The sequence below is a fragment of the Arthrobacter sp. Alg241-R88 genome (genome assembly GCF_900537115.1).
In the GTDB taxonomy this organism is placed as follows: Bacteria; Actinomycetota; Actinomycetes; order Actinomycetales; family Micrococcaceae; genus Arthrobacter.
In genome coordinates this window covers 199,679-224,704 of record NZ_UNRG01000003.1, presented here as the reverse complement: position 1 = coordinate 224,704, position 25,026 = coordinate 199,679, and the positions used below count along the sequence as shown (strand labels likewise).

General features: G+C 66.9%; 19 protein-coding genes. 14 read left to right on the top strand and 5 right to left on the bottom strand.

The features are described 5' to 3' along the window. Window positions 1–74 precede the first annotated feature (74 nt). Window positions 75–638, bottom strand: a complete 564-nt coding sequence (locus G6R19_RS09615) for a hypothetical protein (RefSeq protein WP_163164335.1) — start codon at window positions 636–638, stop codon at window positions 75–77. 175 nt (window positions 639–813) lie between these two features. Between G6R19_RS09615 and G6R19_RS09610 the strand changes: the two genes are divergently transcribed. The 6 genes from G6R19_RS09610 (at window position 814) to G6R19_RS09585 (ending at window position 7,871) form a co-directional block, all read left to right on the top strand. After that, entirely contained in the window at window positions 814–1,503 is a 690-nt protein-coding gene (locus tag G6R19_RS09610; RefSeq protein WP_163164334.1) for a TetR/AcrR family transcriptional regulator, read from the top strand. A gap of 18 nt (window positions 1,504–1,521) precedes the next feature. Then, entirely contained in the window at window positions 1,522–4,044 is a 2,523-nt protein-coding gene (locus tag G6R19_RS09605) for an MMPL family transporter (protein ID WP_163164333.1), read from the top strand. 9 nt (window positions 4,045–4,053) lie between these two features. Next, window positions 4,054–4,698, top strand: a complete 645-nt coding sequence (locus G6R19_RS09600; protein ID WP_163164332.1) for a nucleoside triphosphate pyrophosphatase — start codon at window positions 4,054–4,056, stop codon at window positions 4,696–4,698. Between the two features lie 130 nt (window positions 4,699–4,828). After that, complete coding sequence (locus G6R19_RS09595; RefSeq protein ID WP_163164331.1) at window positions 4,829–6,643, top strand: biotin carboxylase N-terminal domain-containing protein; 1,815 nt, start codon at window positions 4,829–4,831, stop codon at window positions 6,641–6,643. Window positions 6,644–6,661: 18 nt separating this feature from the next. Beyond that, window positions 6,662–7,102 carry a nuclear transport factor 2 family protein gene (locus tag G6R19_RS09590; protein ID WP_163164330.1) on the top strand — a complete coding sequence of 147 codons (441 nt, stop codon included), beginning with the start codon at window positions 6,662–6,664 and terminating at the stop codon, window positions 7,100–7,102. Between the two features lie 31 nt (window positions 7,103–7,133). Continuing rightward, on the top strand, window positions 7,134–7,871 hold the full coding sequence (locus G6R19_RS09585) for a glutamine amidotransferase (RefSeq protein ID WP_163164329.1): 738 nt from the start codon (window positions 7,134–7,136) through the stop codon (window positions 7,869–7,871). 59 nt (window positions 7,872–7,930) lie between these two features. On the opposite strand, the gene G6R19_RS09580 is transcribed toward G6R19_RS09585, so the two are convergent. Further along, a complete protein-coding gene (locus G6R19_RS09580; protein WP_163164328.1) occupies window positions 7,931–9,343 on the bottom strand; it encodes an MFS transporter in 1,413 nt (470 codons plus the stop codon). 276 nt (window positions 9,344–9,619) lie between these two features. Between G6R19_RS09580 and G6R19_RS09575 the strand changes: the two genes are divergently transcribed. The 3 genes from G6R19_RS09575 to G6R19_RS09565 are packed head-to-tail and all read left to right on the top strand — an operon-like array spanning window position 9,620 to window position 14,980. After that, window positions 9,620–11,092 (top strand): MFS transporter, encoded by a 1,473-nt coding sequence (locus tag G6R19_RS09575; RefSeq protein ID WP_163164327.1) that lies wholly within the window; start codon window positions 9,620–9,622, stop codon window positions 11,090–11,092. A gap of 1 nt (window position 11,093) precedes the next feature. Beyond that, window positions 11,094–13,334: a molybdopterin oxidoreductase family protein gene (locus tag G6R19_RS09570; protein ID WP_163164326.1), complete on the top strand. Its 2,241-nt coding sequence runs from the start codon at window positions 11,094–11,096 to the stop codon at window positions 13,332–13,334. Then, complete coding sequence (locus G6R19_RS09565) at window positions 13,331–14,980, top strand: FAD-dependent oxidoreductase (RefSeq protein WP_240341820.1); 1,650 nt, start codon at window positions 13,331–13,333, stop codon at window positions 14,978–14,980. The genes G6R19_RS09570 and G6R19_RS09565 overlap by 4 nt, the downstream gene beginning before the upstream one ends. On the opposite strand, the gene G6R19_RS09560 is transcribed toward G6R19_RS09565, so the two are convergent. Together G6R19_RS09560 and G6R19_RS09555 are read right to left on the bottom strand one after the other, a co-directional pair. Next, complete coding sequence (locus G6R19_RS09560; protein ID WP_163164325.1) at window positions 14,958–15,143, bottom strand: PspC domain-containing protein; 186 nt, start codon at window positions 15,141–15,143, stop codon at window positions 14,958–14,960. The genes G6R19_RS09565 and G6R19_RS09560 overlap by 23 nt on opposite strands. Window positions 15,144–15,218: 75 nt before the next feature. Further along, complete coding sequence (locus G6R19_RS09555; RefSeq protein ID WP_163164324.1) at window positions 15,219–16,634, bottom strand: NAD(P)H-quinone dehydrogenase; 1,416 nt, start codon at window positions 16,632–16,634, stop codon at window positions 15,219–15,221. Window positions 16,635–16,740: 106 nt separating this feature from the next. Between G6R19_RS09555 and G6R19_RS09550 the strand changes: the two genes are divergently transcribed. Both G6R19_RS09550 and G6R19_RS09545 read left to right on the top strand, forming a co-directional pair. Beyond that, window positions 16,741–17,559 carry a purine-nucleoside phosphorylase gene (locus G6R19_RS09550; protein ID WP_163164323.1) on the top strand — a complete coding sequence of 273 codons (819 nt, stop codon included), beginning with the start codon at window positions 16,741–16,743 and terminating at the stop codon, window positions 17,557–17,559. Window positions 17,560–17,664: 105 nt separating this feature from the next. Further along, complete coding sequence (locus G6R19_RS09545) at window positions 17,665–19,416, top strand: phospho-sugar mutase (protein ID WP_205484354.1); 1,752 nt, start codon at window positions 17,665–17,667, stop codon at window positions 19,414–19,416. Window positions 19,417–19,441: 25 nt separating this feature from the next. Here G6R19_RS09545 and nirD read toward each other — a convergent pair whose 3' ends face one another. Beyond that, the gene (gene nirD / locus G6R19_RS09540; protein ID WP_163164321.1) at window positions 19,442–19,822 is read right to left on the bottom strand and encodes a nitrite reductase small subunit NirD; all 381 of its coding nucleotides are present in this window, start codon (window positions 19,820–19,822) and stop codon (window positions 19,442–19,444) included. 270 nt (window positions 19,823–20,092) lie between these two features. Here nirD and nirB point away from each other — a divergent pair, with 270 nt between their 5' ends. From nirB to G6R19_RS09525, 3 genes are read left to right on the top strand one after another with little or no spacing between them, the layout of a single operon-like run. Continuing rightward, entirely contained in the window at window positions 20,093–22,723 is a 2,631-nt protein-coding gene (gene nirB, locus G6R19_RS09535; RefSeq protein ID WP_163164320.1) for a nitrite reductase large subunit NirB, read from the top strand. Window positions 22,724–22,725: 2 nt separating this feature from the next. Beyond that, window positions 22,726–23,760, top strand: a complete 1,035-nt coding sequence (gene cobA, locus G6R19_RS09530) for a uroporphyrinogen-III C-methyltransferase (protein ID WP_163164319.1) — start codon at window positions 22,726–22,728, stop codon at window positions 23,758–23,760. Between the two features lie 14 nt (window positions 23,761–23,774). Continuing rightward, window positions 23,775–24,923 carry a uroporphyrinogen-III synthase gene (locus G6R19_RS09525; protein WP_163164318.1) on the top strand — a complete coding sequence of 383 codons (1,149 nt, stop codon included), beginning with the start codon at window positions 23,775–23,777 and terminating at the stop codon, window positions 24,921–24,923. The last annotated feature ends 103 nt before the right edge of the window (window positions 24,924–25,026 follow it).

Here is a 25,026-nt window from a genome sequence, read left to right as displayed (position 1 = left end):
GGTCCAGCGCTCACCCCTGCGGTAGAAAAAGTCCCCGGGAATTTTCCCGGGGACTTTTTTATGCCGTCAACAGGTCAGCGGCCGCCGCCGATGACGCCGTTTTCGATTGCCTTGGTGACGGCGTCGGCCTCGGCCTGCGTCAGCTTTCCGTCCGCCACGGCCTGGTCCAGCCGGGTCTTCAGCGCAGCGGCCTTTTCTGCCTGCTTCTCGGTACGCAGCTCCTCCAGTGCGGCGGTGACCGTGGACTCCTCGATGCCCAGCGATTCGGCCAGTGACTTCGCCAGTGCGGCATCGCGGGCGGCCTGGTCCGGCTTCGTGCCTTCTGTGGGCGGGGTTGTGGGCTTGTTCGCTTCACGGAAGGCCTGCAGCGCCTCCGTCACTTTTGCTTCCTCCACCCCGAGCATTTCTGCCAGCGCGGATGCCTGTGCGATGCCCCGCTCCCCACCGCGGCCGCCGTGCTTGCCCATGCCTCCGCCCGGCGCCGAGCTGGTGCTCCCGTCCGCGGATGCGCTGGAGCTGGCACTGGGTGCCGGAGCCGGTGTTGTGGTGGCGGAGGCCATGCCTGCAACTCCGATTCCGCCAACAAGGGCGAGCGCCGTGGCTGACAGGCCGAGGGTCATTTTCTTTGTGTGTGACATTTTCTTGTCTCCTGGATCCGCCGTCAGTGACGGCTGCTGATGGTTCGCCTCTCCCGAGGCACCACCAGCATCCCGAAGCAGGTTCTGGAAGAGCTGTTCGGAACCTTTCATCCAGCTGTGAAAGTGGGGGCACGAAAACTTGCCCACAGTGCAAACTTGCACATAGTGTAAGGGTGTGACCAGTTCCCTCAGCCCGGCTGCTCCCTCACCCGCAGGTCCTTCCCGCCGCGAGTTGAACAAGGCCGCCACCCGGCAGGCAATCACCGACGCCGCCCTGTCGCTGCTGCGAAGCCGTGGCCCGGGCAGCTTCACTGTGGAGGACATCGCCGATGCCGCGGGAATTTCCCGGCGCACCTTCTTCAACTACTTCAGCAGCACCGACGCCGCCCTCGCCTCCGTCACCCACGGCTTCCTGGACAACGCCATCCAGCAGTTTCGGCTCCGCCCGGCCGAGGAACCGATCCTGCTGTCGGCCCAGGCAGCCCTGATGGCCCTTGCAGATCCCATGACCGTGGCTCCTTTGGCCGAGCTGTTTACCCTCACCCAGCAGAGCGCCCTGATGGCCCATTCAGAACTTGAAGCGTGGGACCACTGCCGGGAGCAGATCACCGCTGTGGCCAGGGAACGCGCCGCCGGAACGCCCGGCGCCGACGACGAGCTCTACCTCCGTGCCTTGGCGGGCTCGGTGATTTCCTGCGGCAAAGCGGCCATGGAAGTCTGGTTCGCCCGCCGAGGCGCCGACCTCTCTCCGGCGTCGCTCGCCGAACTCCGGCAACTGCTGATTGACGCCATGGCGCTCCTGGGTTCCGGTTTCACGGCAGTTCAACCCCCCTCCCCTTCACGTTCCGACTCCCGTTCCTCCTGATCAGATCGGTTACCCTTCATGGCACTGCTCCTTTACCGCCTGGGCAAGTTCTCCTACCGCCGCCGCTGGCTGGTCATCTCGCTGTGGCTGGCCGCCCTGGTGGCCGTGGGCGGGTCGGCCGCCGCCTTCCACGGCACGCTGTCCAACAACTTCCAGATTCCGGGCACCGAAACCCAGCGCATCGCGGACAAGCTGAAGGAAGAACTTCCATCAGCATCCGGCGGCACCGCCACCATCGTTTTTGAAGCGCCCGACGGCGGGTTCACCGCCGAAAGCCGCGCCGCCGTCACCAACGCGTTGAAGAAGCTTGAGACCGTCCCGGACGTACGCGGCACGGTGGATCCGTTCGCCACCCAGGCGCAGGTGGACCAGGCCGGACAGGCCATTACCGCTGGCGAACAGCAGCTTGCGGCGGGCCAGGCACAATTGGACGCCTCCCGCGCCGAGCTGGACACCGGCAAGGCACAGCTTGCAGCCGCCGAACAGCAGCTGGCTGCAGCCGGCGCCCCGGCAACCCTCATCGAGGCACAGCTTGGCCAGCAACAGGCTGCGCTCGCGGAAGGACAGGCAAAGCTCGACGCCGGCGCCCGGGACCTGGAAGCCAGCAAGGCGAAGCTGGAACTGGGTAAGCGCCAGGCAGAAGCTTCCTCGGCCATCCGGTTCGTCTCGGAGGACGGCCGAGCCGCCGTAGCGCAGGTACAGTTCAGCACCTCCATCAACGGCCTGAGCCCCGACGTCCGCCAGCAGGTCCAGGACATCGCCCATGAAACCTCCGCTGCCGGCGTCACCGCCTATGCCAGCAAGGAAATCACCGAGGACATTTCGGAACTCTTCGGCGCCGCAGAGATCATCGGCATCGGCGTCGCGGCCCTGGTGCTGATCATCATGCTGGGGACGCTGATCGCCGCCGGGCTGCCGCTGCTGATGGCAGTGGTGGGTGTCGGCGTGGGCGTCGGAATCACCTTCGCCCTCTCCGGCCTCTTCGACATGAGCTCCATCTCCCCCATGCTGGCCCTCATGCTGGGCCTGGCCGTGGGAATCGACTACTCACTGTTCATCGTCAACCGGCACCGGACGCAGCTCCTCGCCGGCATGGCACAGGAGGAATCGGTAGCCCGCGCCACCGGCACCTCAGGAAACGCAGTGGTTTTCGCGGGCCTCACGGTGATCATCGCCCTGGCTGCGCTGGTGGTCCCCGGCCTTCCCTTCCTTGCCGTGATGGGCCTGGCTGCGGCCGGAACCGTGGCAGTGGCCGTGCTGGTGGCCATCACGCTCACGCCGGCCATGCTGTCCCTGATCGGCCGCCGCATCATCTCCCGGCGCGCCTGGGCCAAAGCAGAAGCCCACAATGCCCAACCTGGCCATGAAGCTGACGATGAAGCCCAGGACCGCGAGCGCAGCACCCGCGGCTGGGGCGGCCTCGTCACCCGGCATCCCGTGCTGGCGCTCCTGGCCGGTGTGCTCCTCCTGGGCACCCTCGCCCTGCCAGCCACCCAACTGCAGCTTGCACTGCCCGATGGCGGTTCCGAGCCGGTGGAGTCCGAGGCGTACCAGGCCTATGACCTGACAGCCCGCAGCTTCGGCGAAGGCGTCACCGGCCCCATCGTGGCCGTGGGCGAGTTCCCGGCGGATCTGGACGAGGCCAAGGCGCAGGCCCTGCAGTACGACGTCGCAGACAAGCTCCGCGCCGTGGACAACGTCGTGGCCGCCGTACCCGTTGCCCTCAGTGACGACCGCCGCACAGCGGTATTCCAGGTCATCCCCGAAGAAGGACCGGCCAGCGCCAGCACGGTGCAGGTGGTTTCCGAACTGCGCGGACTGAACGAGGAAATTCAGTCCGAGTACAACGTGGCGATGGGCCTGACAGGGCAGACTGCCGGGAACGTGGATGTCTCCACCAAGCTCGGTGACGCCCTGCCGCCCTACCTGGCGATCGTCGTCGGGCTTTCCCTGCTCCTCCTGCTGCTGGTGTTCCGCTCCATCGTTGTCCCGCTGCTCGCAACGGGCGGGTTCCTGCTCTCCCTCGCCGCTGCGTTCGGGGCCGTGGTGGCGGTGTACCAGTGGGGCTGGCTGGGCGGCGTGTTCGACGTCGCCAACCCCGGCGCCGTCCTGAGCTTCCTGCCCATCATCCTGATCGGCGTGCTCTTTGGACTGGCCATGGACTACCAGGTGTTCATTGCCTCGGGAATGCGTGAAGCGTACATGCACGGCTCCTCCGCCAAGCAGGCGGTCCGGGTGGGATTCCGGCATGCAGCCGCAGTGGTGACGGCGGCGGCGATCATTATGGTCAGTGTCTTCGCCGGCTTCATCTTCAGCCACCTGACCATGGTGCGGCCGCTTGGCTTCGCGATGGCGTTCGGCGTGCTGCTTGATGCCTTCGTGGTGCGCATGACCATCGTTCCTGCCGTGATGTACCTGCTGGGAGAGAAGTCCTGGTGGCTCCCCCGCTGGCTGGACCGGATCCTGCCGGACGTCGATGTGGAGGGCGCCAAGCTCAGCCGGCCCGAGGCTGCCCCGGCACCAAAGGCGCTGGTCCACTAGGCTGAAACTGTGGTCCGCCTGATTCTCGCTTCCCAGTCCCCCGCCCGCACCAAACTCCTCGCCGAGGCCGGCATCAGGCATACGGTCCTGGTGTCGGACGTCGATGAGGATGCGGTCCAGGCGCGGTACGGCGTCACCGACCCGCACGACACCGCACTGCTGCTGGCCCGGGCGAAAGCGGAGGCTGTGGCGGCGCTGCCGGAAGCCGAGGGGGCGCTGGTACTCGGGTGCGACTCCGTCTTCGAGTTCGACGGCGAGGCGCATGGCAAGCCGTACACCGCCGCCGTCGCCCGTGAGCGCATGCTGCGGATGAGCGGCAACGCCGGGGTCCTGCATACAGGGCATTGGCTGGTGGACTGCCGCGATACAGACCCCGACGACGGCGCGGCCCCCGGCACGGGCGCCACCCTGGGGACAGTGGCATCGGCGGAGGTTTCCTTCCTGGACATGGATGCGGCGGAGATCGATGCCTACATCGCCACCGGCGAGCCGCTGCACTGCGCCGGGTCCTTCACCATTGACGGCCTCGGCGGGGCGTTCATCCGAAAGGTCGACGGCGACCCGCACGCCGTCGTCGGCCTGTCCGTCTCCACGCTCCGCGGCCTGCTCGCACACGCCCAGGTGCGCATCACCGAGCTCTGGCAGGCGGCGTAAAGCGGGGCGATTTCGGGAGGTCTTGTAGCTTCCCTACAAAGCATTGCCGCTTTACACGCGGATTCCGCAAGTAATATCGGCGGAACCCTCAAAACCGCGCTAGGCTCCCTGAAGGAAAGAAGGAGACGCCTTGTCAGCAAATTTGGAGCAGTCCGCACGTCCCACGCAGTCGACCCTCACAAAGGTGCTGATCGCCAACCGCGGTGAAATCGCGGTACGTATCATCCGCGCCGCCCGTGATGAAGGCATCGCCTCCGTTGCTGTCTACGCCGACGCAGACCGCGACGCGCTGCACGTCCGCCTTGCTGACGAAGCCTACGCGCTGGGTGGGAACACCGCCGCCGAGTCCTACCTGGTGATGGACAAGATCATCGACGCCGCGCGCCAGTCCGGCGCCGATGCCATCCACCCCGGCTACGGGTTCCTGGCCGAAAACGCCCAGTTCGCCGCCCGCGTGATCGAGGCCGGCATCACGTGGATCGGCCCCTCCCCGGAGGCCATCGCCGCCCTCGGCGACAAGGTCCAGGCCCGGCACATCGCAGAGAAGGTGGGCGCACCCCAGGTCCCCGGGACCGCGGACCCCGTCAAGTCCGCCGAGGAAATCCTTGACTTCGTGGACCAGTACGGGCTGCCCGTGGCCATCAAGGCAGCCTTCGGCGGCGGCGGGCGCGGCATCAAGGTGGCCCGCAGCCGCGATGAGATTCCCGAACTCTTTGAGTCCGCTGTCCGTGAGGCCACTGCCGCCTTCGGCCGCGGCGAGTGCTTCATCGAGCGCTTCCTGGATGCGCCCCGCCACGTGGAAACGCAGTGCCTGGCGGACGCCCACGGCAACGTTGTGGTGGTCTCCACGCGCGACTGCTCGCTGCAGCGCCGCAACCAGAAGCTCGTGGAGGAGGCGCCCGCCCCGTTCCTTACCGAGGAGCAGAACCGCCGCCTGTACGAGTCCTCCAAAGCCATTCTTAAAGAGGCCGGCTACCTGGGCGCCGGCACCTGCGAGTTCCTGGTGGGCCAGGACGGCACCATCTCCTTCCTTGAGGTGAACACCCGCCTGCAGGTGGAGCACTGCGTTTCCGAGGAAGTCACCGGCATTGACCTGGTGCGCGAGCAGTTCCGCCTGGCCCGCGGTGAGGAACTCGGCTACGACGATCCCGAGGTTCGAGGCCACTCCTTTGAATTCCGCATCACCGGCGAAGACCCGGGCCGGAACTTCCTGCCGGCCCCGGGCACGCTCCGGGTCCTGAAGAACCCGACCGGCCCCGGCATCCGCATCGACTCCGGTGTGGAGCAGGGCGATGTGATCAGCGGCAACTTCGATTCAATGCTGTCCAAGCTCATTGTGACGGGTGCCAGCCGGCCGCAGGCATTGCAGCGGGCCCGCCGCGCCCTCGAAGAGATGGTGGTCGAGGGCATCCCGACGGTGATCCCGTTCGACCTTGCCGTGGTCTCGGACCCCGCGTTCGCGCCGGCCGAGGGCCCCTTCCGCGTCCACACGCGCTGGATCGAGACCGAGTTCGTCAACAACCTCCCGGCCTGGACCCCCGACGGCGGCGCCGGCACCGACGTGGACGCCGAGGAGCGGCAGCGCGTGGTGGTTGAAGTGGGCGGCAAACGGCTTGAGGTAGTACTCCCGGCCTCGCTCGGTTCCCTGGGAACCGGCTCTGCCGGCGCTGCGCCCAAGGGCGGCAAGTCGAAGAAGCGCTCCCGCTCGGGCGGTACGGCAGCAGCGACCGGCAACGCGTTGACTTCCCCCATGCAGGGCACCATCGTCAAGGTTGCCGTGGCGGACGGCGATGTTGTGGCCGAGGGAGACCTCGTTGTGGTCCTCGAAGCGATGAAGATGGAGCAGCCGCTGACGGCACACCGCGCCGGAACCATCACCGGCCTCACCGCCGCACCCGGGGAAACGGTGTCAGCCGGCGCCGTCATCGCCACCATCGAAGACTAGCAAGCGCCGGAGGCCCCCATGCTCGCACCAAGTTTTGAAGAAGAAGTGGACCGCTACCATCTGGCCGTCCCCGAAATCACCCGGGGCAACCCCGGACCGGTCAAGGAACTGTACTCGCGGCTTGACGACGTCACGCTGGCGAACCCGTTCGGCGGCATTGCGCGCGGCTGGGCGCAGGTGGAAGCCCGGCTGGACCAGGCTGCCCGCCAGTTCCAGGACGGCGAGATGCTCGGGTTCGACACCATCACGTCCTACACAGCGCGCGACACCGCTTTCCTGGTGGAGACGGAACATTTCCGCGCGCGGTTGGACGGAGCCGCTGTCGCCGAGGAGTTCGCGCTCCGCGTGACCAGCGTCTTCCGCCGCGAGGAAGGGTACTGGAAGCTTGTGCACCGCCACGCCGATCCCGCTGCCCGGCCGCAGTCACGCCGGTCCCTGAGCCAGCCCGCCAACAGCTGACAGGTTCCGCCGGAAAAGGCACACTTAGCAGATGTTGCCTTTCCTGCTGCTCGCGTCAAGGGCCGAAGATGCCGCTGCTGAGGACGAATACGCCGCCTATCTCCGCTACGGCGGGCTGGAGCCCCAAGAGCTGCGGCGCATCCGGCTGGAGGCCGCTCCCCTGCCGGAGCTGGACCTCGCGGACTATTCGGGGGTGATCGTGGGCGGCAGCCCGTTCACGTCCAGCGACCCACCGGAACACAAGACGCCGACGCAGCACCGGGTGGAACGCGAGTTGTCCGGCCTCCTGGACCAGCTGGTTGCCCGGGACTTCCCGTTCCTCGGTGCCTGCTATGGCGTTGGCACCCTGGGGACGCACCAGGGCGCCGTTATCGACAGGACCTTCGGAGAGCCACTCGGCGCCGCAGAGATTGAGCTGACCGACGCGGGCCTGGAGGATCCGGTGCTGGCCGGCATGCCCCGGAGGTTTACCGCCTTCACGGGTCACAAGGAGGCCTGCACGGTCCTGCCGCCACACGCCGTGCTGCTGGCCCGGTCCGCCGCCTGCCCGGTCCAGATGTTCCGCATCCGCAGGAACCTCTACGCCACCCAGTTCCACCCCGAACTGGACGTGGACGGCCTCGTCACGAGGATCGACATCTACCGCCATGCCGGCTACTTTCCGCCGGAGTCGGCGGAGGAGTTGATGTCGCAGGCCCGGCAATTCACCGTCACCGAGCCGATGAACATCCTGAAGAATTTCGTGGCCCACTTCGCCTCGGGGACGTAGAAATGCCCGGCGGGTCCGTGGACCACGCCGGGCATTTCCCATCAATCAAGGGCGATATGTCAGGCCACGTTGTTCTCGTAGTCCACGTCGCGCGTTTCCTTGCTGACGAACAGGGCGATGAGGGTCAGCACGGCCATGGCGGTCAGGTAAATCCCCACCAGTACCGGGCTGCCGTCCGCCAGTTCCCACAGCGCCACGGCAATGAACGGAGCAACCGCTGCGCCCAGGATGCTGGAGAAGTTGTAGCTTACAGCCGATCCCGTGTAGCGGACGTTGGTGGGGAACAGCTCCGGCAGCAGCGCACCCATCGGCCCGAAGGTCAGTCCCATCAGGGAGAAGCCGATGACCAGCAGGGCCATGGTGCCAATGAATCCGCCGCTGAACAGCGGGACAAAGAGCAGGCCGAAGACGAAGATCCCGCCCGTGACCGCAAGTAGCATCTTGCGCCGGCCGTACTTCTCAGCCAGCGGTCCGGAGACCAGCGTGAAGATTCCGAAGAACACGACGCCGGCGATCAGCATCCACAGGAAGTCGTTCCGGGTGTAGCCCAGGCCGGGAACGAACGCAGCCGCGGCGGCCTCGGTCATGGGCTTTCCTGCCTTCTCGGCGGCGGCCCTGGCAGCTTCGAGGCTGGAGGGGCGGGTGCCGTAGGTCAGGGTGAACGTGGTCATCAGGTAGAAGAGCACGTAGGTGGCAAGCATGATGAACGTGCCAAGGATCAGCTGGCGCCAGCTCGTCTTGAATACCCGGCCCAGGGGCAGCTTGGCCACCTCGTTGGACTGAAGGACCTTGGTGAAGGCCGGGGTTTCGATCAGTTTCAGGCGGACGTAGAGGCCGATGATGACCATAACGGCGCTCAGCAGGAACGGCACGCGCCAGCCCCAGGACTGGAAGTCAGCCGGGGACAGCGCGTAGCTGAAGACCAGGAAAATGACGTTGGCGATGATAAAGCCGATGGGGGCACCCAACTGCGGGAAGGTGCCGTAGATGGCGCGCTTGTTGGCCGGAGCGTTCTCGGTGGCCAGCAGCGCGGCGCCGCTCCATTCGCCACCGAGGGCCAGGCCCTGGGCGAACCGCATAACCACCAGCAGTGCCGGAGCCCAGAATCCCCAGCCTGGTACCAGCGCGGTGGGCAGGCAGCCGATCAGGAACGTGGCAATACCCATTGTCAGCAGGGATGCGACCAGGGTGCCCTTGCGCCCGAACTTGTCGCCAAAGTGGCCAAAAACGATGGAACCCAGGGGGCGGGCGACAAATGCGACGCCAAAGACGGCAAAGGAGCTCAGGAGCTGGGTGGTTTCATTCTGGTTGGGGAAGAACAGCTGCGGGAAAACCAGTACGGCCGCCGTGGCATAGACGTAGAAGTCGTAGAACTCCACCGTGGTGCCGATCAGGCTGGCGACGATCACGCGGCCGCGTGAGTTCACCGGCTGCGGGGGTCCGGGCACCGTGGAGGTATTGGGGGATGACATAGGTAAACGCTTTCGTGAGAACCGGCCAGGCCGTGCCTTCAGGCCCGGCTCGAAATAGTTAGAGTTCAATATTAGTTCCCGCGGTCCAGTCAATGGACGAAAGGTCCACTATCCGGACATGTGCCGTGCGTCTCACTGTGTGGCCTTCGTCCCTGCCTCACGTCCGCCCCGGGCCGTCGATAGGCAAATGTCACAGCGCGTTAACAAACATCGTCGGTCCACGAAACGCGCTGTCCCTACCTTGGAGGAACAACATCCCCCCGAAGGAGGTACCCCGTGACTGTTGACCGCACCGCTGATGCCGGCCCCGGCAATTCCCTTGATCTGGACGAAGCCGCAAGGCCCGGAACCCCCGCATCCGCCAGCGCACAGCCCGGCTCTACCCGCACCACAGACGCACCCGCCCTTGAATTCCGCCCCGGCCGCTGGATCGCCAACTGGGATGCCGAGAACAAGCAACAGTGGGAATCCGCAGGCCGCACCATTGCGCGCCGCAACCTCAACTGGTCAATCTTCGCCGAGTTCCTCGGTTTCGTTGTATGGCAGCTCTGGTCCATCGTGGTGGTCCAGCTGCCCGCAGCAGGCTTCAACTTCTCCACTTCCGAAATTTTCTGGCTGATCTCCATGCCCAGCCTGGTGGGCGCAACCCTGCGCATCCCCTACACCTTTATGGTCCCCCGCTTCGGCGGCCGCAACTGGACCATCGTTTCCGCCCTGCTCCTCCTGATCCCCTCAATCGGCCTGGCGCTGTGCGTCTCCAACCCGGAAACCCCGTTCGGCGTCATGCTGCTCGTGGCGGCCCTTGCCGGCTTCGGCGGCGGAAACTTCGCCAGCTCCATGGCCAACATCACCTTCTTCTATCCTGCACGGGAAAAGGGATGGGCGCTGGGCCTGAACGCCGCCGGCGGCAACATGGGTGCCGCCGTCGCACAGCTCGCTGTCCCGATCGTGATCACCCTGCTGGCCGTAGGCACCGTCAACCTGCCCATGGCCGGCTGGATGTGGGTGCCGTTCATCCTGGTGGCAGCCTTCGGCGCCTGGAAGTTCATGGACAACCTCACCAGCGCCAAGGGCGACATCGCCGGTTCAGTGGCTGCACTGAAGGAACCGCACCTGTGGATCATGGCCCTGCTGTACATCGGAACCTTCGGCTCCTTCATCGGCTTCGCCGGTGTGTTTCCCAAGCTCATCAAGGACTACTTCCCGGCCTTCTCCTCCATCGGAGTAGGCACCGTGGCACTCTCGCTGGCCTTCCTCGGCCCGCTGGTCGGCTCCCTGGCACGGCCGTATGGCGGACGCATGGCCGACAGGATGGGCGGCGCACGCATGACCGTGACTGCTTTCGCTTCCATGGCCATCATCACCCTCACCATGATCTGGACCCTGCCGCTGAAGAACTTCTGGCTCTTCCTGGTCCTCTTCCTGATGCTCTTCACCGCCAGCGGCTTCGGCAACGGCGCAACCTACCGGATGATCCCCATCATCTTCGCCACCTCCAGCCGTGCCGCGAAGACCGGAGCCAGCACCGTGCAGACCCAGCGGCTCGCGTCCTCCGCCCTCGGCCTCATCTCGGCCATCGGCGCGTACGGCGGCTTTGTGATTCCACAGGTACTGAATGCCTCCAACACCGCCAGCGGATCCTACACACCGGCCTTCTACGGATTCGTCGGGGCCTACGTCCTGATGCTGGTTGTCTGCTGGGCCTTCTACATCCGCAACGCCAACCGAAATGCGATGGGACACGTCTAACATGACCAAAAGCGCCGACACGCACTGCCCTTACTGCGCCCTGCAGTGCGCCATGACGCTCACGTCTCCAGCGGCACTGGCCCCGGCTTCCCAGCCGGGGTCAGTCCCCGTGTCAGCACCGCCGGCAGCCGGGAGGCCCGGCCTTGGGACCCCCGGCCAGGCACCCCTCGAGGTGAGCGGCCGGGACTTTCCCACCAACCGCGGCGGCCTCTGCCGCAAAGGCTGGACCTCCGCCGCCCTTTTGAACCACCCGGGCCGGATTACCGAGCCCCTCCTGAAGGGTGCCGACGGCGTCCACCGCCCCATCAGCTGGGACCATGCCCTGGACCTTGCGGCCTCCGCCGTTAAGGCCGCCCGCGCCCGCCACGGGCGGGACTCAGTGGGCGTTTTCGGCGGCGGCGGCCTCACCAACGAAAAGGCCTACATGCTGGGCAAGTTCGCCCGGCTCGCCCTGGGCACCTCGCGCATCGACTACAACGGACGGTTCTGCATGTCCTCGGCTGCGGCCGCGGGGATGCGGGCCTTCGGTGTTGACCGCGGCCTGCCCTTCCCGCTCGACGCCCTGGACACCGCGAGTACCATCCTGATGCTGGGTTCCAACGTGGCCGAAACCATGCCGCCCTTCGTCCAGCACCTGAAGGGAACGCGCGACGCCGGCGGGCTGGTCGTGGTGGATCCGCGCCGCTCAGCCACGGCTGCCTTTACAGCCGACGGCGGCGGCCTCCACCTCCAGCCCCTCCCGGGAACCGACCTCGCCCTCCTGCTGGGCATCTCCCACGTCGTCATCCACGAGAACCTGGTGGACACCACCTACCTCGAGGAACGTACCTCGGGCTACAGCGCCGTGGCCCGCAGCGTGAACTCCTTCTGGCCGGAACGGGTGCAGTCCATCACCGGCGTCCCCGCGGAACTCATCCGCGAAACCGCACGCCGGCTCGCAGAGGGTGCGCGAAAGGGCGGCAGCTACATCCTCACCGGCCGTGGCGTGGAGCAGCATGTGGATGGCACCGATACCGCCACGGCTGCCATCAACCTCAGCCTCCTGCTCGGCCTGCCCGGATCGGCCCGCAGCGGCTACGGCACCCTCACCGGCCAGGGCAACGGCCAGGGCGGCCGGGAGCACGGCCAAAAGGCGGACCAGCTCCCCGGCTACCGCAAGATCACCGATCCCGCCGCCCGCGCCCACGTAGCCAAGGTGTGGGGCGTTCCGGAAAACCTGATCCCCGGGCCCGGCCTGCCGGCAGTCCAGCTGCTTCAGTCACTGGGAAAGCCCGACGGCGTCCGCTGCCTTTTCGTCCACGCCTCCAACATCGTGGTGGCCTCCCCCGACGCCAACGCCGTCATCAACGGCCTGCGCAGCCTGGACTTCCTGATGGTGTGCGACTTCTTTATGTCCGAGACCGCGGCCGAGGCAGACCTCATTCTTCCCGTGCTGCAATGGGCGGAGGAGGAGGGCACGCTGACCAACCTCGAAGGCCGTGTCCTCCGCCGCCGCCGTGCCCTCACCCCGCCCGCCGGGGCCCGCAGCGAGCTCTGGATCATGGCACGGCTGGCTGAAGCCCTCGAAGCCCCGTCCACGTACAGCGAAGACCCGGAAACGGTGTTCGAGGAACTCCGGCTCGCTTCAGCCGGCGGACTCGCAGACTACTCCGGCATCGACTACGCCATGCTGGACCGCGGTGAAGCGGCCTACTGGCCCTATCCGTCGGGCAGCAATGGAACCCCACGGCTATTCCAAAACAAGTTTGCCCACGCCGACGGCAAAGCCGTGATGACCCCGGTGACGCCCCGCCGTCGTCGTACTCCCGCCGGGACCCCCGTTGGGGATGCCACAGCTCCGGGCGCGAAAACCATGACCCTCATCACCGGCCGCCTCCTGGAGCACTACCAGTCCGGCGCGCAGACCCGCCGGGTGGCTGAACTGCTGGAGGCCCGGCCGGAGGCCAGGCTGCAGCTCCATCCGGCCGCTGCGGCGGCCATGGGCATCACCGAAGGCGTGCTCGTCTCGGTGGCCAATGAGCGCGGCGAGGTTCTGTGCCGGGCTGAGCTCAGCACGGCAATCCGCCCGGATACCGTCTTCCTGCCGTTCCACTTCCCCGAGCTCGAGAGCGCAAACCGCCTCACCGAGGCCGCCACGGACCCCATCTCCGGAATGCCCGAATTTAAGTTCAACAAGGTGTGGGTCCGGCCGGCTGCCACACCCGTTTCAACCAACGTGCTTCAAACGACGGAGGCCTCATGAGCGAGCAAGTTGTCATCGTAGGATTCGGGCCGGTGGCTGCCCGGCTTGTTGATGAACTCCTGCCTGCCGTCCGCAGCGGTTCCCTGAACCTCACCGTGGTGGGCGCGGAAGCGGAAGCCGCGTACAACCGCGTACTGGTTGCCGACCTCGGCGTAGGGCGGACCACCGCTGACGCCCTGGCGCTTTCCGACGCCGACGCCCTGGCTGCAGAGGGCGTGGACGTCCGGCTGGGCGTACGCGTCCGCCGCGTGGACCGTGCCAGGCAACAGGTCCTCCTGTCCGACGGTGCCGTGGCGCACTACGACCGGCTGGTTTTCGCCACCGGTTCGCGTCCGGTGATTCCCAACCTGACCGGCATCAACCCGGATCCCACCTCGCCGGTCCTCCCCGCGGGAGTTACTGCGCTCCGCGACCTCCGTGATGCGGAGGTGCTGCGCCAGGCTGTGGACGGCGGCAAACGGGTAGTGGTCCTGGGCGGCGGCGTGCTCGGGCTTGAGACGGCCCTGGCCGCGGCGGAAGAAGGCGCCACCGTCACCGTGGTCCACAACGGGCCCCACCCGCTGGGCCGGAACATCGACCGCGGCGGCGGCGCCGTCCTGGCTGCCAGCCTCCGGCGCTGCGGCGTCCGGATGGCCGGCAACGCACGCTCCACAGGGGTGGAGCACAACGGGGCCGACGGCGGGTTCTCGGCCCTGCTGCTTGACGACGGCTCCGCGATCGACGGCGACCTCCTGGTCATCTCGTGCGGCGTCCGTCCCCGCACCGAACTCGCAGAGGGTTGCGGGCTGTCCACGTCCGCCGGGATCCTGGTGGACCACCGGCTGCGGGCACACCACGAACCGCACATCTTCGCCGTCGGCGACTGCGCCGAAGTCCGTTGCCCCGATCCGGACTGCGCGCGGTGCCGGAACGCCAAAGGCCCGTCCGGTTTGGTCGGCCCCGGGTGGCGCCAGGCCGAATGGTTGGCCGAGTACCTCACGCTCCTGGCGTCCGCTGCCCCAGCGGCAGCAGAGCTGTTGCCGGAATTGCCGGCCGAGCAGGCCGGCGTCATTGTCCTGAAGGCACGGGGCATGAACATGGCTGTGGCCGGCGACAACACTGCTGAACCGTGGGACGAGGAGATCCTCACGGCCGGTGCCGTCAACGGCCGGCCCCGGCTGCAGATTGCCCAGTGGGCGGACCCGGAACACGGCCGCTACGTGAAGATGACCACCCGCGGCGGCGTCCTGGAGGGCATCGTGGCCGTGGGCATGCCGCGGACCGCGGCCGAGCTGGTCGGCCTGTTTGAACGCGGCGCGGAACTCCCCGCCGACAGGTCGCTGCTGCTCCGCCTCGACGGGCCGGACCAGCTCCCGGGCTCGGCGGCCGATCCGCAGGGCACCGTCTGCCGGTGTGCGGGCGTCAGCGGGGCCGTCATCGCGGGCGCGGTGGAGGAAGGCTGCTCAACCGTGGCCGAGGTGTCCAAGGCAACCCGGGCCGGCACCGGCTGCGGCGGCTGCCACGAGGACATCAAGGGACTGATCGAAAAACACTTTCAGGCGGTCTCAACTTCCTCCCCAGCCGCCCCTAACCTCCCAGGGCCGGACCGGCGGCCGGCGATTGAGCGTGTCGAAGCCTGTGCGCTTACGCAGGAGCCTTTGGAATGATAATCCAGAGCGCGATGTAGACCAGTTCGCCGATCCCCACCAGGCCGAAGATCACGAAGCCCAGCCGGACGAGGAATTTCGGGAGCCCGAACCGGGCTGCAAGGGCAGCGCAGACGCCGCCGATGATCTTGCCGCTGCGGGGACGTACAAGGGCTGTTGTCATGCCGCCACGCTACACGATGATGCGGGCGATTGACCTTGGGTTTGGTCAAGTTCAACCGCCGGCGGGCTCCACCGCCTACAGGTGCACGTGCAGGCGGCGCGCGGCCTCCGAAATGGATCCGGTCAGGGACGGGTACACGGTGAAAGTGCTGGCAACATCGTCCACGTGCAGCTTTTGCTTGACGGCGATGGAGATCGGGAAGATCAGTTCGGAAGCGTTCGGCCCCACCACAACGCCTCCGATCACTGTGCCCGAACCCTTTCGGGCGAAGATCTTCACAAAGCCGTCCTTGTGGTTGCGCATCTTGGCGCGGGCGTTGCTGCGCAGGGAAAGCTTGACCACGTCGCCCTGGTACTTGCCGGAGTCGATCTCCGCCTCGGACACCCCAACGTTCGCAATCTCCGGCGAGGTGAAGATATTGGACGCCACCTGGTGCAGCTTAAGCGGGGTGACGGTGTCGCCCATGAAGTGGGCCACCGCGATGCGTCCCTGCATGGCTGCCACAGAGGCCAGCGGCAGCACCCCCGTGCAGTCGCCCGCAGCGTAGATGTTGGGCGCAGAGGTCCGGGAAACACCGTCCACCTTGATGTGGCCGCTCTCGCTGAGCGCCACGCCGGCCTCTTCGAGTCCGATGCCGGCAGTGTTGGGAATGGAGCCCAGGCACAGCAGGCAGTGGCTGCCGGTGACCTTGGAGCCGTCGCTGAGGGTGACCACCACGCCGTCGTCCGTCCGTTCCACGGTTTCCGCGCGGGAGCGGGACAGGACCCGGACGCCGCGGCGCTCGAACACTTCCTCCAGCACTACTGCCGCGTCCACGTCGGAGCCCGGGAGCACCCGGTCGCGGCTGGAAATGAGTGTGACCTTGGAGCCCAGGCCGTTGTATGCGGAGGCAAACTCGGCCCCGGTCACGCCCGAACCCACCACGATCAGGTCCTCGGGCAGCTCATCGAGGTCGTAAATCTGCGTCCAGTTCAGGATCCGGTCGCCGTCCGGGCGGGCGGTGGCAAGCTCACGCGGATGGGCGCCCACCGCAAGGAGGATGGTGTCCGCCTCGACCGTCTCGGTGCCCTCGGCCGTGAGGACCTCGATGGTGTGGTCATCCACAAGCCGCCCGGATCCGGCGAGGATGCGAACGCCCTGCTGGACCAGGCCGTCGTGGATGTCCTTGGACTGGCTGCGCGCCAGGTTGAGGAGGCGGTCATTGATGTGTTTGAGGTCCGCGCGCATCACGGGCACAAAGTCGCCGCCGTCGACGTCGAACTTCACTCCCAGCTCCCCCGCCTCGGCGACGCGGGTCATCAGGTCCGCCGTGGCAATCAGCGTCTTGGACGGGACGACGTCGGTCAGCACGGCTGAGCCGCCCAGCCCCGCACGTTCGATGATCGTTACCTGCGCTCCGAGCGAGGCGGCCACCATGGCGGCTTCGTATCCGCCGGGACCACCTCCCAGGATTGCGATCCGGGGTGAGCTGAAATCTGGATGCGTAGTCACAATCAATCATTCTCGCGCATCCGCAGCCGGACCGCCAAAGAAAACGGTCTCTGGCGGATCCGGCCAAAGGGTGGGCGCACGCGGAGCGGCAGGATAGCTTGTACCAGTGAGTACAACAGACTTCCTGAAGACCGATCCCTTCGCTGCCGCACGCGCCGCCGCCGAGTACATTGCCGAGGAAACAGGCGTGGACAGCCACGACGTCGCCCTCGTGCTTGGTTCCGGCTGGGCCGAGGCAGCCGACCTCATCGGCGAAACCACCGCTACCCTGTCCGCCGAGGAGGTCCCAGGCTTCCACGCTCCCGCCGTTGTTGGGCACGTGGGCACCATCCGCTCGGTGCTCACCAAGGAGGGCAAGCGGGCGCTGGTCCTTGGCGCGCGGACCCACTACTACGAGGGCAAGGGCGTCCGTGCCGTCGTACACGGCATCAGGACGGCGGCAGCTGCCGGCTGCAGCACCCTGGTACTGACCAATGGCTGCGGCGGGCTGAACGAAAACTGGGCCCCCGGGACGCCAGTGCTGATCAGCGATCACATCAACCTCACCGCCGCCTCACCTTTGGAGGGCGCCACGTTCGTTGACCTGACAGATCTCTACTCCGCCAGGATCCGTGGACTGGCCCGCGAAGTGGATGCAACCTTGGAGGAGGGTGTCTACGCCCAGTTCCCCGGCCCGCACTACGAGACGCCGGCCGAGGTGCAGTACGCCAAGCGCATCGGGGCCGACCTGGTGGGAATGTCCACGGCTTTGGAGGCCATCGCCGGACGCCACGCCGGGATGGAAGTCTTCGGCATCTCGCTCGTCACCAACCTTGCCGCCGGCATCAGCCCGCAGCCCCTCAGCCACGAGGAAGTCCTCGAGTCAGGACAGGCTGCAGGCCCGCGGATTTCCAAACTCCTTGCCGAAATCATCGCGAAACTCTGAAGCACCAACACGGGGTCACTTCAGGCCCAATATGGGCCGCCTTTTGGGCGGTATCCGACCCCGCGTTGCACGAAGTGAGGGAGCAATGACGATAGCGTTATGCCCATGACGTCCTCCGATGCCGATTCCCGCTTGCTGACCGAAGCCCGCGAATGGGCTGCCCAGGACCCGGATGCGGAAACCTCGGCTTCCCTCCTGGAACTCGTCCGGCTCGTTGGAGAAGGCGCCCCGGCGGCCCGGCAGGAACTCGAGGACAGCTTCCGCGGGACACTGCAGTTCGGCACCGCGGGCTTACGGGCGGCGCTGGGCCCCGGACCCAACCGGATGAACCGGGTGGTGGTGCGCCGGGCCGCTGCCGGCCTGGCGGACTTCCTCATCCAGGCAGTAGGCGAAGCGTCGCCGGGGACCCGGCCGCGCGCCGTCGTCGGCTATGACGCCCGGTACAACTCGGATATCTTCGCTGAAGAAACCGCCGCCATCTTTACCGCGGCCGGAATAGAAACATTCCTGATGCCGGCGGCGCTGCCCACTCCCCTGCTGGCCTACGCGGTGCGGGCCCTGGAGTGCGACGGCGGCGTGATGGTCACGGCCAGCCACAACCCGCCGCAGGACAACGGCTACAAGGTGTACCTGGGCCGCCATGCCGTCACGGAGAGCGGCAACGGCGCGCAGATCGTGGCGCCTTATGACGAGCAGATCGCGGACCGGATCAACGCCGTGGGACCGGTGGAGTCCATTGTCCTCGCCTCCAGCGGCTGGACAGTGCTCGACGGGTCCCTGGCCGCGGGTTACGAGCAGGCCACCGCGGCATTGGTCCTCCCGGAACGCTTCCCCGCCCGTGACCTGCGCATCGTTCTCACGCCGATGCACGGTGTGGGCGGCGAAACCGCGAAGGCGGTGCTGAAGGCTGCCGGTTTCACCGACGTTACGCTTGTGGCCGAGCAGGCAGAACCGGACCCGGACTTTCCCACCGTCAGTTTCCCGAACCCGGAAGAACCCGGAGCGCTGGACCTGGCGCTCGAAACGGCAGAACGGCTTGCCGCGGACATCGTGATTGCCAATGATCCCGACGCCGACAGGGCTGCGGTTGCGGCGAAGGATCCGGATACCGGGGCCTGGCGGATGCTCCGCGGAGACGAAGTTGGCGCGCTCCTCGGAGCCCACATCGCGGCGAGGCTGGCCGCAGCTGACGGTGATGAAAGCGGCCGGGACAGCCACGGTGTGTTCGCGAATTCGATCGTGTCATCACGGCTCCTGGCGCGGATCGCCGCGGCGGCAGGCTACGCGCATGAAGAAACGTTGACAGGATTCAAGTGGATTTCGCGGGTCCCCGGCCTGCTGTACGGCTATGAGGAAGCCCTGGGCTACTGCGTGGCGCCTGATGTTGTGAAGGACAAGGACGGCATCTCCGCGGCGGTGCTGATCGCGGAACTTGCGGCCGCCGCAAAGGCTGACGGGAAGACCGTTTTTGACACCCTGGACGAGCTGTACCTGCAGCACGGCCTGCACGCCAGCGACCAGCTCAGCATCCGGGTGGCGGACCTGGGCCTCCTGGACGCCATGATGAACCGGCTCCGGGTCAGCCCGCCGGAGTCCTTCGGGTCATCCGCGGTGGAAGTTTTCACGGACCTGGCGGAGGGCAGCGGGCAGCTTCCTCCCACCGACGGGCTCCTTTACCTCACAAGGGACCTCACCCGGGTGATCATCCGGCCCAGCGGCACCGAGCCCAAGCTCAAGTGCTACCTCGAAGTGATTCACCACGTAGGTACCGCGGCCGAACTGCCGGAAGCCCGGCTGGCAGCGCGGGCAGCGCTGGACGAGGTGCTGCAGGACGTCAGTGAGGCCCTGGGGCTCTAGCCCCGGGCCCCTGCGCTAAAACCTGTTAAAGCCCGATCTCGATGAAACCGTCGGTGATCCGGGTGCTGAACGTTGCAAGGCTCAGGCCCGGGGTACTGAAGCATTCGCCGGTCTCCAGGTCGTAGACCTCTTTGTGCAGCGGTGAAGCGATGGTGGGACGGGCGCCCCGTGATCCAAGGATTCCCCGCGCCATCACGTGGGCGCCGGTGGCCGGGTCCTCGTGTGCCACCGCGAAAACTTCGTTGGGTCCGGTGCGGAAGAGTGCGATCTGTCGTCCCGCGATGAGGGCTGCTTCGCCCCAGGCGGGTTCCAGGTCATCCACCAGGCAGACGCGGTGCCAGTCGGCGCCGGTTACAGCCTCGTCGATGCCGGCTGCGAGTGCCCCAAGTTCCAGTGTTGCCGTCATGTCGGCCCCTCTCCCTGTGCGTGTAATCCTTGCGATTGGCTGCCTCTGCGGCCGTGTTCCACGCTAGGCTCCCGGTGTTTCAAGGGGGTGCAGTGAATGTGTCCGGCGCGTAAAAGACACCTCACGCCGCCGGAAACGCGTTCGTGATGCAGAAGTTAAGTTGACGAAACAATTGGGAAACTGAAGCGAAACTGCGTCTCCCTAGTCTGGATGGACAGCTCGACAGAGAAGGCTGCAGAAACACACTGCGGCCCATGCGAAAGGCCCACAGTGACCGAACAGACTTCAAGCACAGAGACTCCGCGCCGCATTGTCGTCGCCGGCGGCGGCCCCGCGGCCCACCGTTTTGCGGACGCAATGCATGCCCGCGGCCTCGATGGCTGGCATGTCACGGTCCTCACTGAGGAAGCCCACCTCCCCTACGACCGCGTCGCACTCAGCAAGGCCCTGACGGAAATGGACTACGACCTCACCCTGGGCGAGGCGAGCATGTGGGACCACGAGGCCATGTCCCTGAAGACCGGCGAGCGCGTCGTCAAAATCAACCACGAAGCCAAGTCCGTGGAGACCGCGGCGGGCAACGTCTTCGAATACGATGAACTTGTTGTCGCGACCGGTTCGAATGCCGCCCGCCTGCCGATCCCCGGCGCCGAGCACACCCACGTCTACCGCACGCTGGAAGATGTCTGGGCCATCAACAAGGCCATTGCCGAACTCACCGAAAAGCTCGGCCGCAAGGTCAACGCTGTCACCATCGGTGGCGGCCTTCTCGGGCTCGAGTCCGCGGCCGGCACGGAACAGCTGGGGGCCAACCCCATCGTCATCGACGGTTCCCAGTGGCTCATGGCCACCCAGCTCGACGAAGGCGCAGGCCAGGCAATGGGCCGGCTCATCAAGGCCAAGGGCTTCGAGGTGCACGGCGGCGTCTTCCCGTCGGAAGTCTTGTCGGACGACGACGGACAGGTCACCGGCGTCCTGATGGCTGACGGCCGCGTCATCGACGCAGACCTCGTCATCGTCGCCATCGGCGTCCGGCCGCGCGACGAACTGTTCCGGGCGGCCGAAGGCGAGGAGCAGCTGTTCAGCCTCGGCCCGCGCGGCGGCGTGGTCATCAACGACTACTGCGCCACGGAAGTACCCGGCATCTGGGCCATCGGAGAAGTGGCAAACTACGGCGGCATGTGCCTGGGCCTCGTGGCCCCCGCCAACACCATGGCCGAGATCGTGGCCGACCGCCTCCACGGCGGCGACGCAACCTTCCCCGGCTTTGACACCGCCACGAAGCTGAAGCTCTCCGGCGTGGACGTCGCCAGCTTCGGTGATGCCTTCGCCAAGACCGCGCACGCCCTGGAAATTGTCTACGCCGACCCTGCCCGCGGCGTGTACCAGAAGATCGTCACCACCGACGATGCCAAGACCCTCTTGGGCGGCATCTTCGTGGGCGACGCTTCACCGTACATGAGCCTGCGTCCGCTGCTGGGCCGCGAACTTCCCGCCGAGCCGGGTGCGTTCCTCAGCGCCGCGGGCGGCGGCGAAGCTCCCGAAACCGAACTGCCTGACGACGCCACCCTCTGCTCCTGCAACAACGTCACCGCCGGCAGCATCCGCGACGCCATCAACGGCTGCGGTGCCTGCGAGGGCAACGCCCCGGTGCAGGAACTGGGCGAGCTGAAGGGCTGCACCCGGGCGGGCACCCAGTGCGGTTCCTGCGTGCCCATGCTGAAGAAGCTGCTGGAAACCGAGCTGACCAAGTCCGGCGTCGAGGTTTCGAAGGCCCTGTGCGAGCACATCGAGCTGTCCCGGCAGGAACTGTTCGACGCCATCCGCGTCCTGGAACTGACCTCGTTCGAAGAGATCATGGCCAAGTACGGCACCGGCGCGGGCTGCGACATCTGCAAGCCGACCATCGCCAACATCCTGGCCAGCCAGAACAGCGCGTACGTCCTGGACGCCGGCCGCGGCACCCTTCAGGACACGAACGACCGCGCCCTGGCCAACATGCAGAAGGACGGCACCTACTCGGTGGTCCCCCGCATCGCCGGCGGTGAGATCACTCCCAAAAGGCTGGGCGTCATCGCGGCCGTCGCCGAGAAGTACAACCTGTACACCAAGATCACCGGCGGCCAGCGGATCGACATGTTCGGCGCCCGGCTGGAGCAGCTCCCGGAGATCTGGAAGGAGCTGGTGGACGCCGGCTTCGAATCAGGCCAGGCCTACGGCAAGAGCCTGCGCACCGTGAAGTCCTGCGTCGGGTCCACCTGGTGCCGCTTCGGCGTCCAGGATTCCGTGGCCATGGCCATCCAGCTCGAACTCCGGTACCGCGGCCTGCGCAGCCCGCACAAACTCAAAATGGGTGTCTCCGGCTGCGCCCGCGAATGCGCCGAGGCCCGAGGCAAGGACGTCGGCGTCATCGCCACCGCCGACGGCTGGAACCTGTACGTCGGCGGCAACGGCGGCGCCACCCCGGCACACGCCCAGCTGCTGGCCAAGGACCTGGACGACGAAACGCTGATCAAGTACATCGACCGTTACTTCATGTACTACATCCGCACCGCGGACCGCCTGCAGCGCACGGCCCGCTGGCAGGAAGAGCTCGACGGCGGCATCAAACACGTCGAGGACGTGGTGGTCAAGGACACCCTGGGCATCGCCGAGGACCTTGAGGCGGCCATGGCCAAGCACGTCGATACCTACGTCGACGAGTGGACCGACACCCTTAAAGACCCCGAGCGCCTGCGCCGGTTCCGCTCCTTCGTCAACGCTCCGGACCAGAAGGACGATTCCATCACCTTCGTCCCGGACGAGCGCGGCCAGATGCGCCCGGCAACCCCGGAGGAAAAAGGCAAGGTCCTGATCGGCGCTTCCATCCCCATGAGGCCCCGCGACGAGAACGAGGTATAGGCATGCAGCTCAGCATTGATCTCACCGGCCGCGAAGTCCTGGTCACGGGCTCTGACCACGCCGCACGCCAGGCGGTCCGCCGCTACGAAGCCGCCGGCGCCGTCGTCTACCGCCTCAGCACCCCGCAGGGTGCCGGCCACGATGGCCCGCTGCCCGAACGTCCCTTCCTGGTCGCCGCGGTCGACGACGGCCAGCCGGGCTGGGAGGCCCTGCTGGGCAGGTGCCGGGACACCGGGATTCCGGTCGCCGCCGAGCCGGCGGCCGGACCCGTTGGCCACGTCACCCTCGTGGGTGGCGGCCCCGGAACAGCCGAGTTGCTCACCGTCGGTGCCGTCAACGCCCTCCGTGACGCCGACGTCGTCTTTTATGACCGCCTCGCCCCCTGCCAGGAGCTGGCATCCCTGACCTCGGCCGAACTGGTGGATGTAGGCAAGAAACCCGGGCACCACAAGGTCAGCCAGGGCGACATCGAAAAGCTGATGGTGGAAAGCGCCCTCGCGGGCAACAACGTGGTCCGGCTCAAGGGCGGCGACCCTTATGTCTTTGGCCGCGGCGGCGAGGAAGTCGCTTCCTGCGTTGCCGCCGGGGTGCCCGTCCGCGTTATCTCCGGTGTTACGAGTGCCATCTCCGTTCCGGCGGCCGCCGGAATTCCGGTTACGCACCGGGAAGTAAGCCACATGTTCACCGTGGTCTCCGGGCACGCCCCGCTGACCGAAAAGGAGCACGGCCACCTGGCCGGCCTGGGCGGGACCATCGTTGTCCTGATGGGCATCGGCACCCTCCACCAGCTCGCGGCGGGACTCCACAGGGCCGGGATGCGCGCCGATATGCCCATGGCCGTTGTTGAACGCGGTTACCGGCCCGGGCAGCGCACCACCATCGCGGACCTTGGCACCATCACCACCGCAGCCGCCGGCTGCAGCAACCCGGCTGTGCTGGTCATCGGCGAGGTGGTTCGGGTGGCGGAAGCCAACCGTGGGCACGCTGAGGCCGCCGCCGACCTGGACAGGCTGGCGGCCTCGCTGCTGGGCTCGTGAAAGGATTGACCTCCATGACTGCACTTGCACCGGCCGAAACCCCGCAGGTTGAAGAAGCGCCCGACGCCACAGAAGCTCCGCTGGAGGGTTTCCGCATTGGTGTCACCTCGCACCGGCGCTCGCAAGACCTGATTGAGGCCCTGGAACGCCGCGGCGCGGAGGTGCTGCATGCTCCCGCGCTGAAAATCGCTCCCGTGCAGGAGGACATGCGCCTCATCGAGGACACCAGGGCCATCATCGCGGCCAAGCCGGACCTCTGCATCGCCACTACCGCTTACGGCATGCGCCGGTGGTGCGAGGCCGCTGATTCCTTCGGGATCGGCGACGAGCTGCTGGAAACCCTGGGTGCCTGCCGGATGTTCGTCCGCGGCCCCAAAGCCCGCGGCGCCGTGCGCGCGGCAGGGCTTGCCGACGTCGGAATCAGCAGCGACGAAACCACCGCGACACTGGTGGACATGCTGCTCACCGAGGGCGTCCGTGGCAAGACCGTAGCCGTCCAGCTGCACGGCTACACCGACGTCCGGCAGCTGGAGCGGCTGCGTATGTCCGGCGCCAATGTCCTGACGGTCACGCCCTACCGCTGGGTGAAGCCCGACGGCGAGGACAGGCTTCCGCGGCTCATCGAGGCCGCGTGCAGCGGCAACCTGGACGTCCTGACGTTCACCAGCGCACCCGCCGTGGACGCCATGTGGAGCACCGCCCACGAGATGGGCGTATACAAACAGCTGATCGAAAGCCTGAAGACCAACGTCACTACCGCCGTCGTGGGGCCGGTCACGGCGCAGCCCCTGCTCGACGCCGGGGTGACGCCGCTGGTTCCGGAACGGTTCCGGATGGGCGCGCTCATCCGGCTGGTGTGTGAGCACCTCGCCCTGAACCACGTCCGGCGGCTGGATACCAGGTCCGGCAACATCGAACTGCGTGGGCGCAGCCTCCGGATCGACGGCCAGCCCGTGGAACTGGCCCCCGCCCCGCTGCTGCTGCTCCGGGCACTGCTCGGCGCCGGGGGTGCCGTCCTGTCCCGCGAATCGCTGTCCGAACTGCTGGAACTGCGTGGCTCCGTCCACGCCCTGGACATGACCGTCAGCCGGCTCCGTTCCTCACTGCCGGACGGACGGCTGGTGGAGACGGTGGTCAAACGGGGCTACCGCATCCGGGTCTAGCCTGTACTGCATCCAGCTGCGCGCCGGCGGCAAATGTGTCGGTTCCCGGACGGATGAGAAGCACGTCACAGGTTCTGTTACCGGCCGGTAAACACTGGCGAAC

Excerpts from the sequence above, each read along its gene's own strand:
- G6R19_RS09580 (WP_163164328.1), bottom strand. The coding sequence starts at position 9,343 with ATGTCATCCCCCAATACCTCCACGGTGCCCGGACCCCCGCAGCCGGTG.
- G6R19_RS09585 (WP_163164329.1), top strand. The coding sequence starts at position 7,134 with ATGTTGCCTTTCCTGCTGCTCGCGTCAAGGGCCGAAGATGCCGCTGCT.
- nirD (WP_163164321.1), bottom strand. The coding sequence starts at position 19,822 with ATGACGGCAACACTGGAACTTGGGGCACTCGCAGCCGGCATCGACGAG.
- G6R19_RS09565 (WP_240341820.1), top strand. The coding sequence starts at position 13,331 with ATGAGCGAGCAAGTTGTCATCGTAGGATTCGGGCCGGTGGCTGCCCGG.
- G6R19_RS09590 (WP_163164330.1), top strand. The coding sequence starts at position 6,662 with ATGCTCGCACCAAGTTTTGAAGAAGAAGTGGACCGCTACCATCTGGCC.
- G6R19_RS09525 (WP_163164318.1), top strand. The coding sequence starts at position 23,775 with ATGACTGCACTTGCACCGGCCGAAACCCCGCAGGTTGAAGAAGCGCCC.
- G6R19_RS09545 (WP_205484354.1), top strand. The coding sequence starts at position 17,665 with ATGACGTCCTCCGATGCCGATTCCCGCTTGCTGACCGAAGCCCGCGAA.
- G6R19_RS09605 (WP_163164333.1), top strand. The coding sequence starts at position 1,522 with ATGGCACTGCTCCTTTACCGCCTGGGCAAGTTCTCCTACCGCCGCCGC.
- G6R19_RS09615 (WP_163164335.1), bottom strand. The coding sequence starts at position 638 with ATGTCACACACAAAGAAAATGACCCTCGGCCTGTCAGCCACGGCGCTC.
- G6R19_RS09560 (WP_163164325.1), bottom strand. The coding sequence starts at position 15,143 with ATGACAACAGCCCTTGTACGTCCCCGCAGCGGCAAGATCATCGGCGGC.
- cobA (WP_163164319.1), top strand. The coding sequence starts at position 22,726 with ATGCAGCTCAGCATTGATCTCACCGGCCGCGAAGTCCTGGTCACGGGC.
- G6R19_RS09570 (WP_163164326.1), top strand. The coding sequence starts at position 11,094 with ATGACCAAAAGCGCCGACACGCACTGCCCTTACTGCGCCCTGCAGTGC.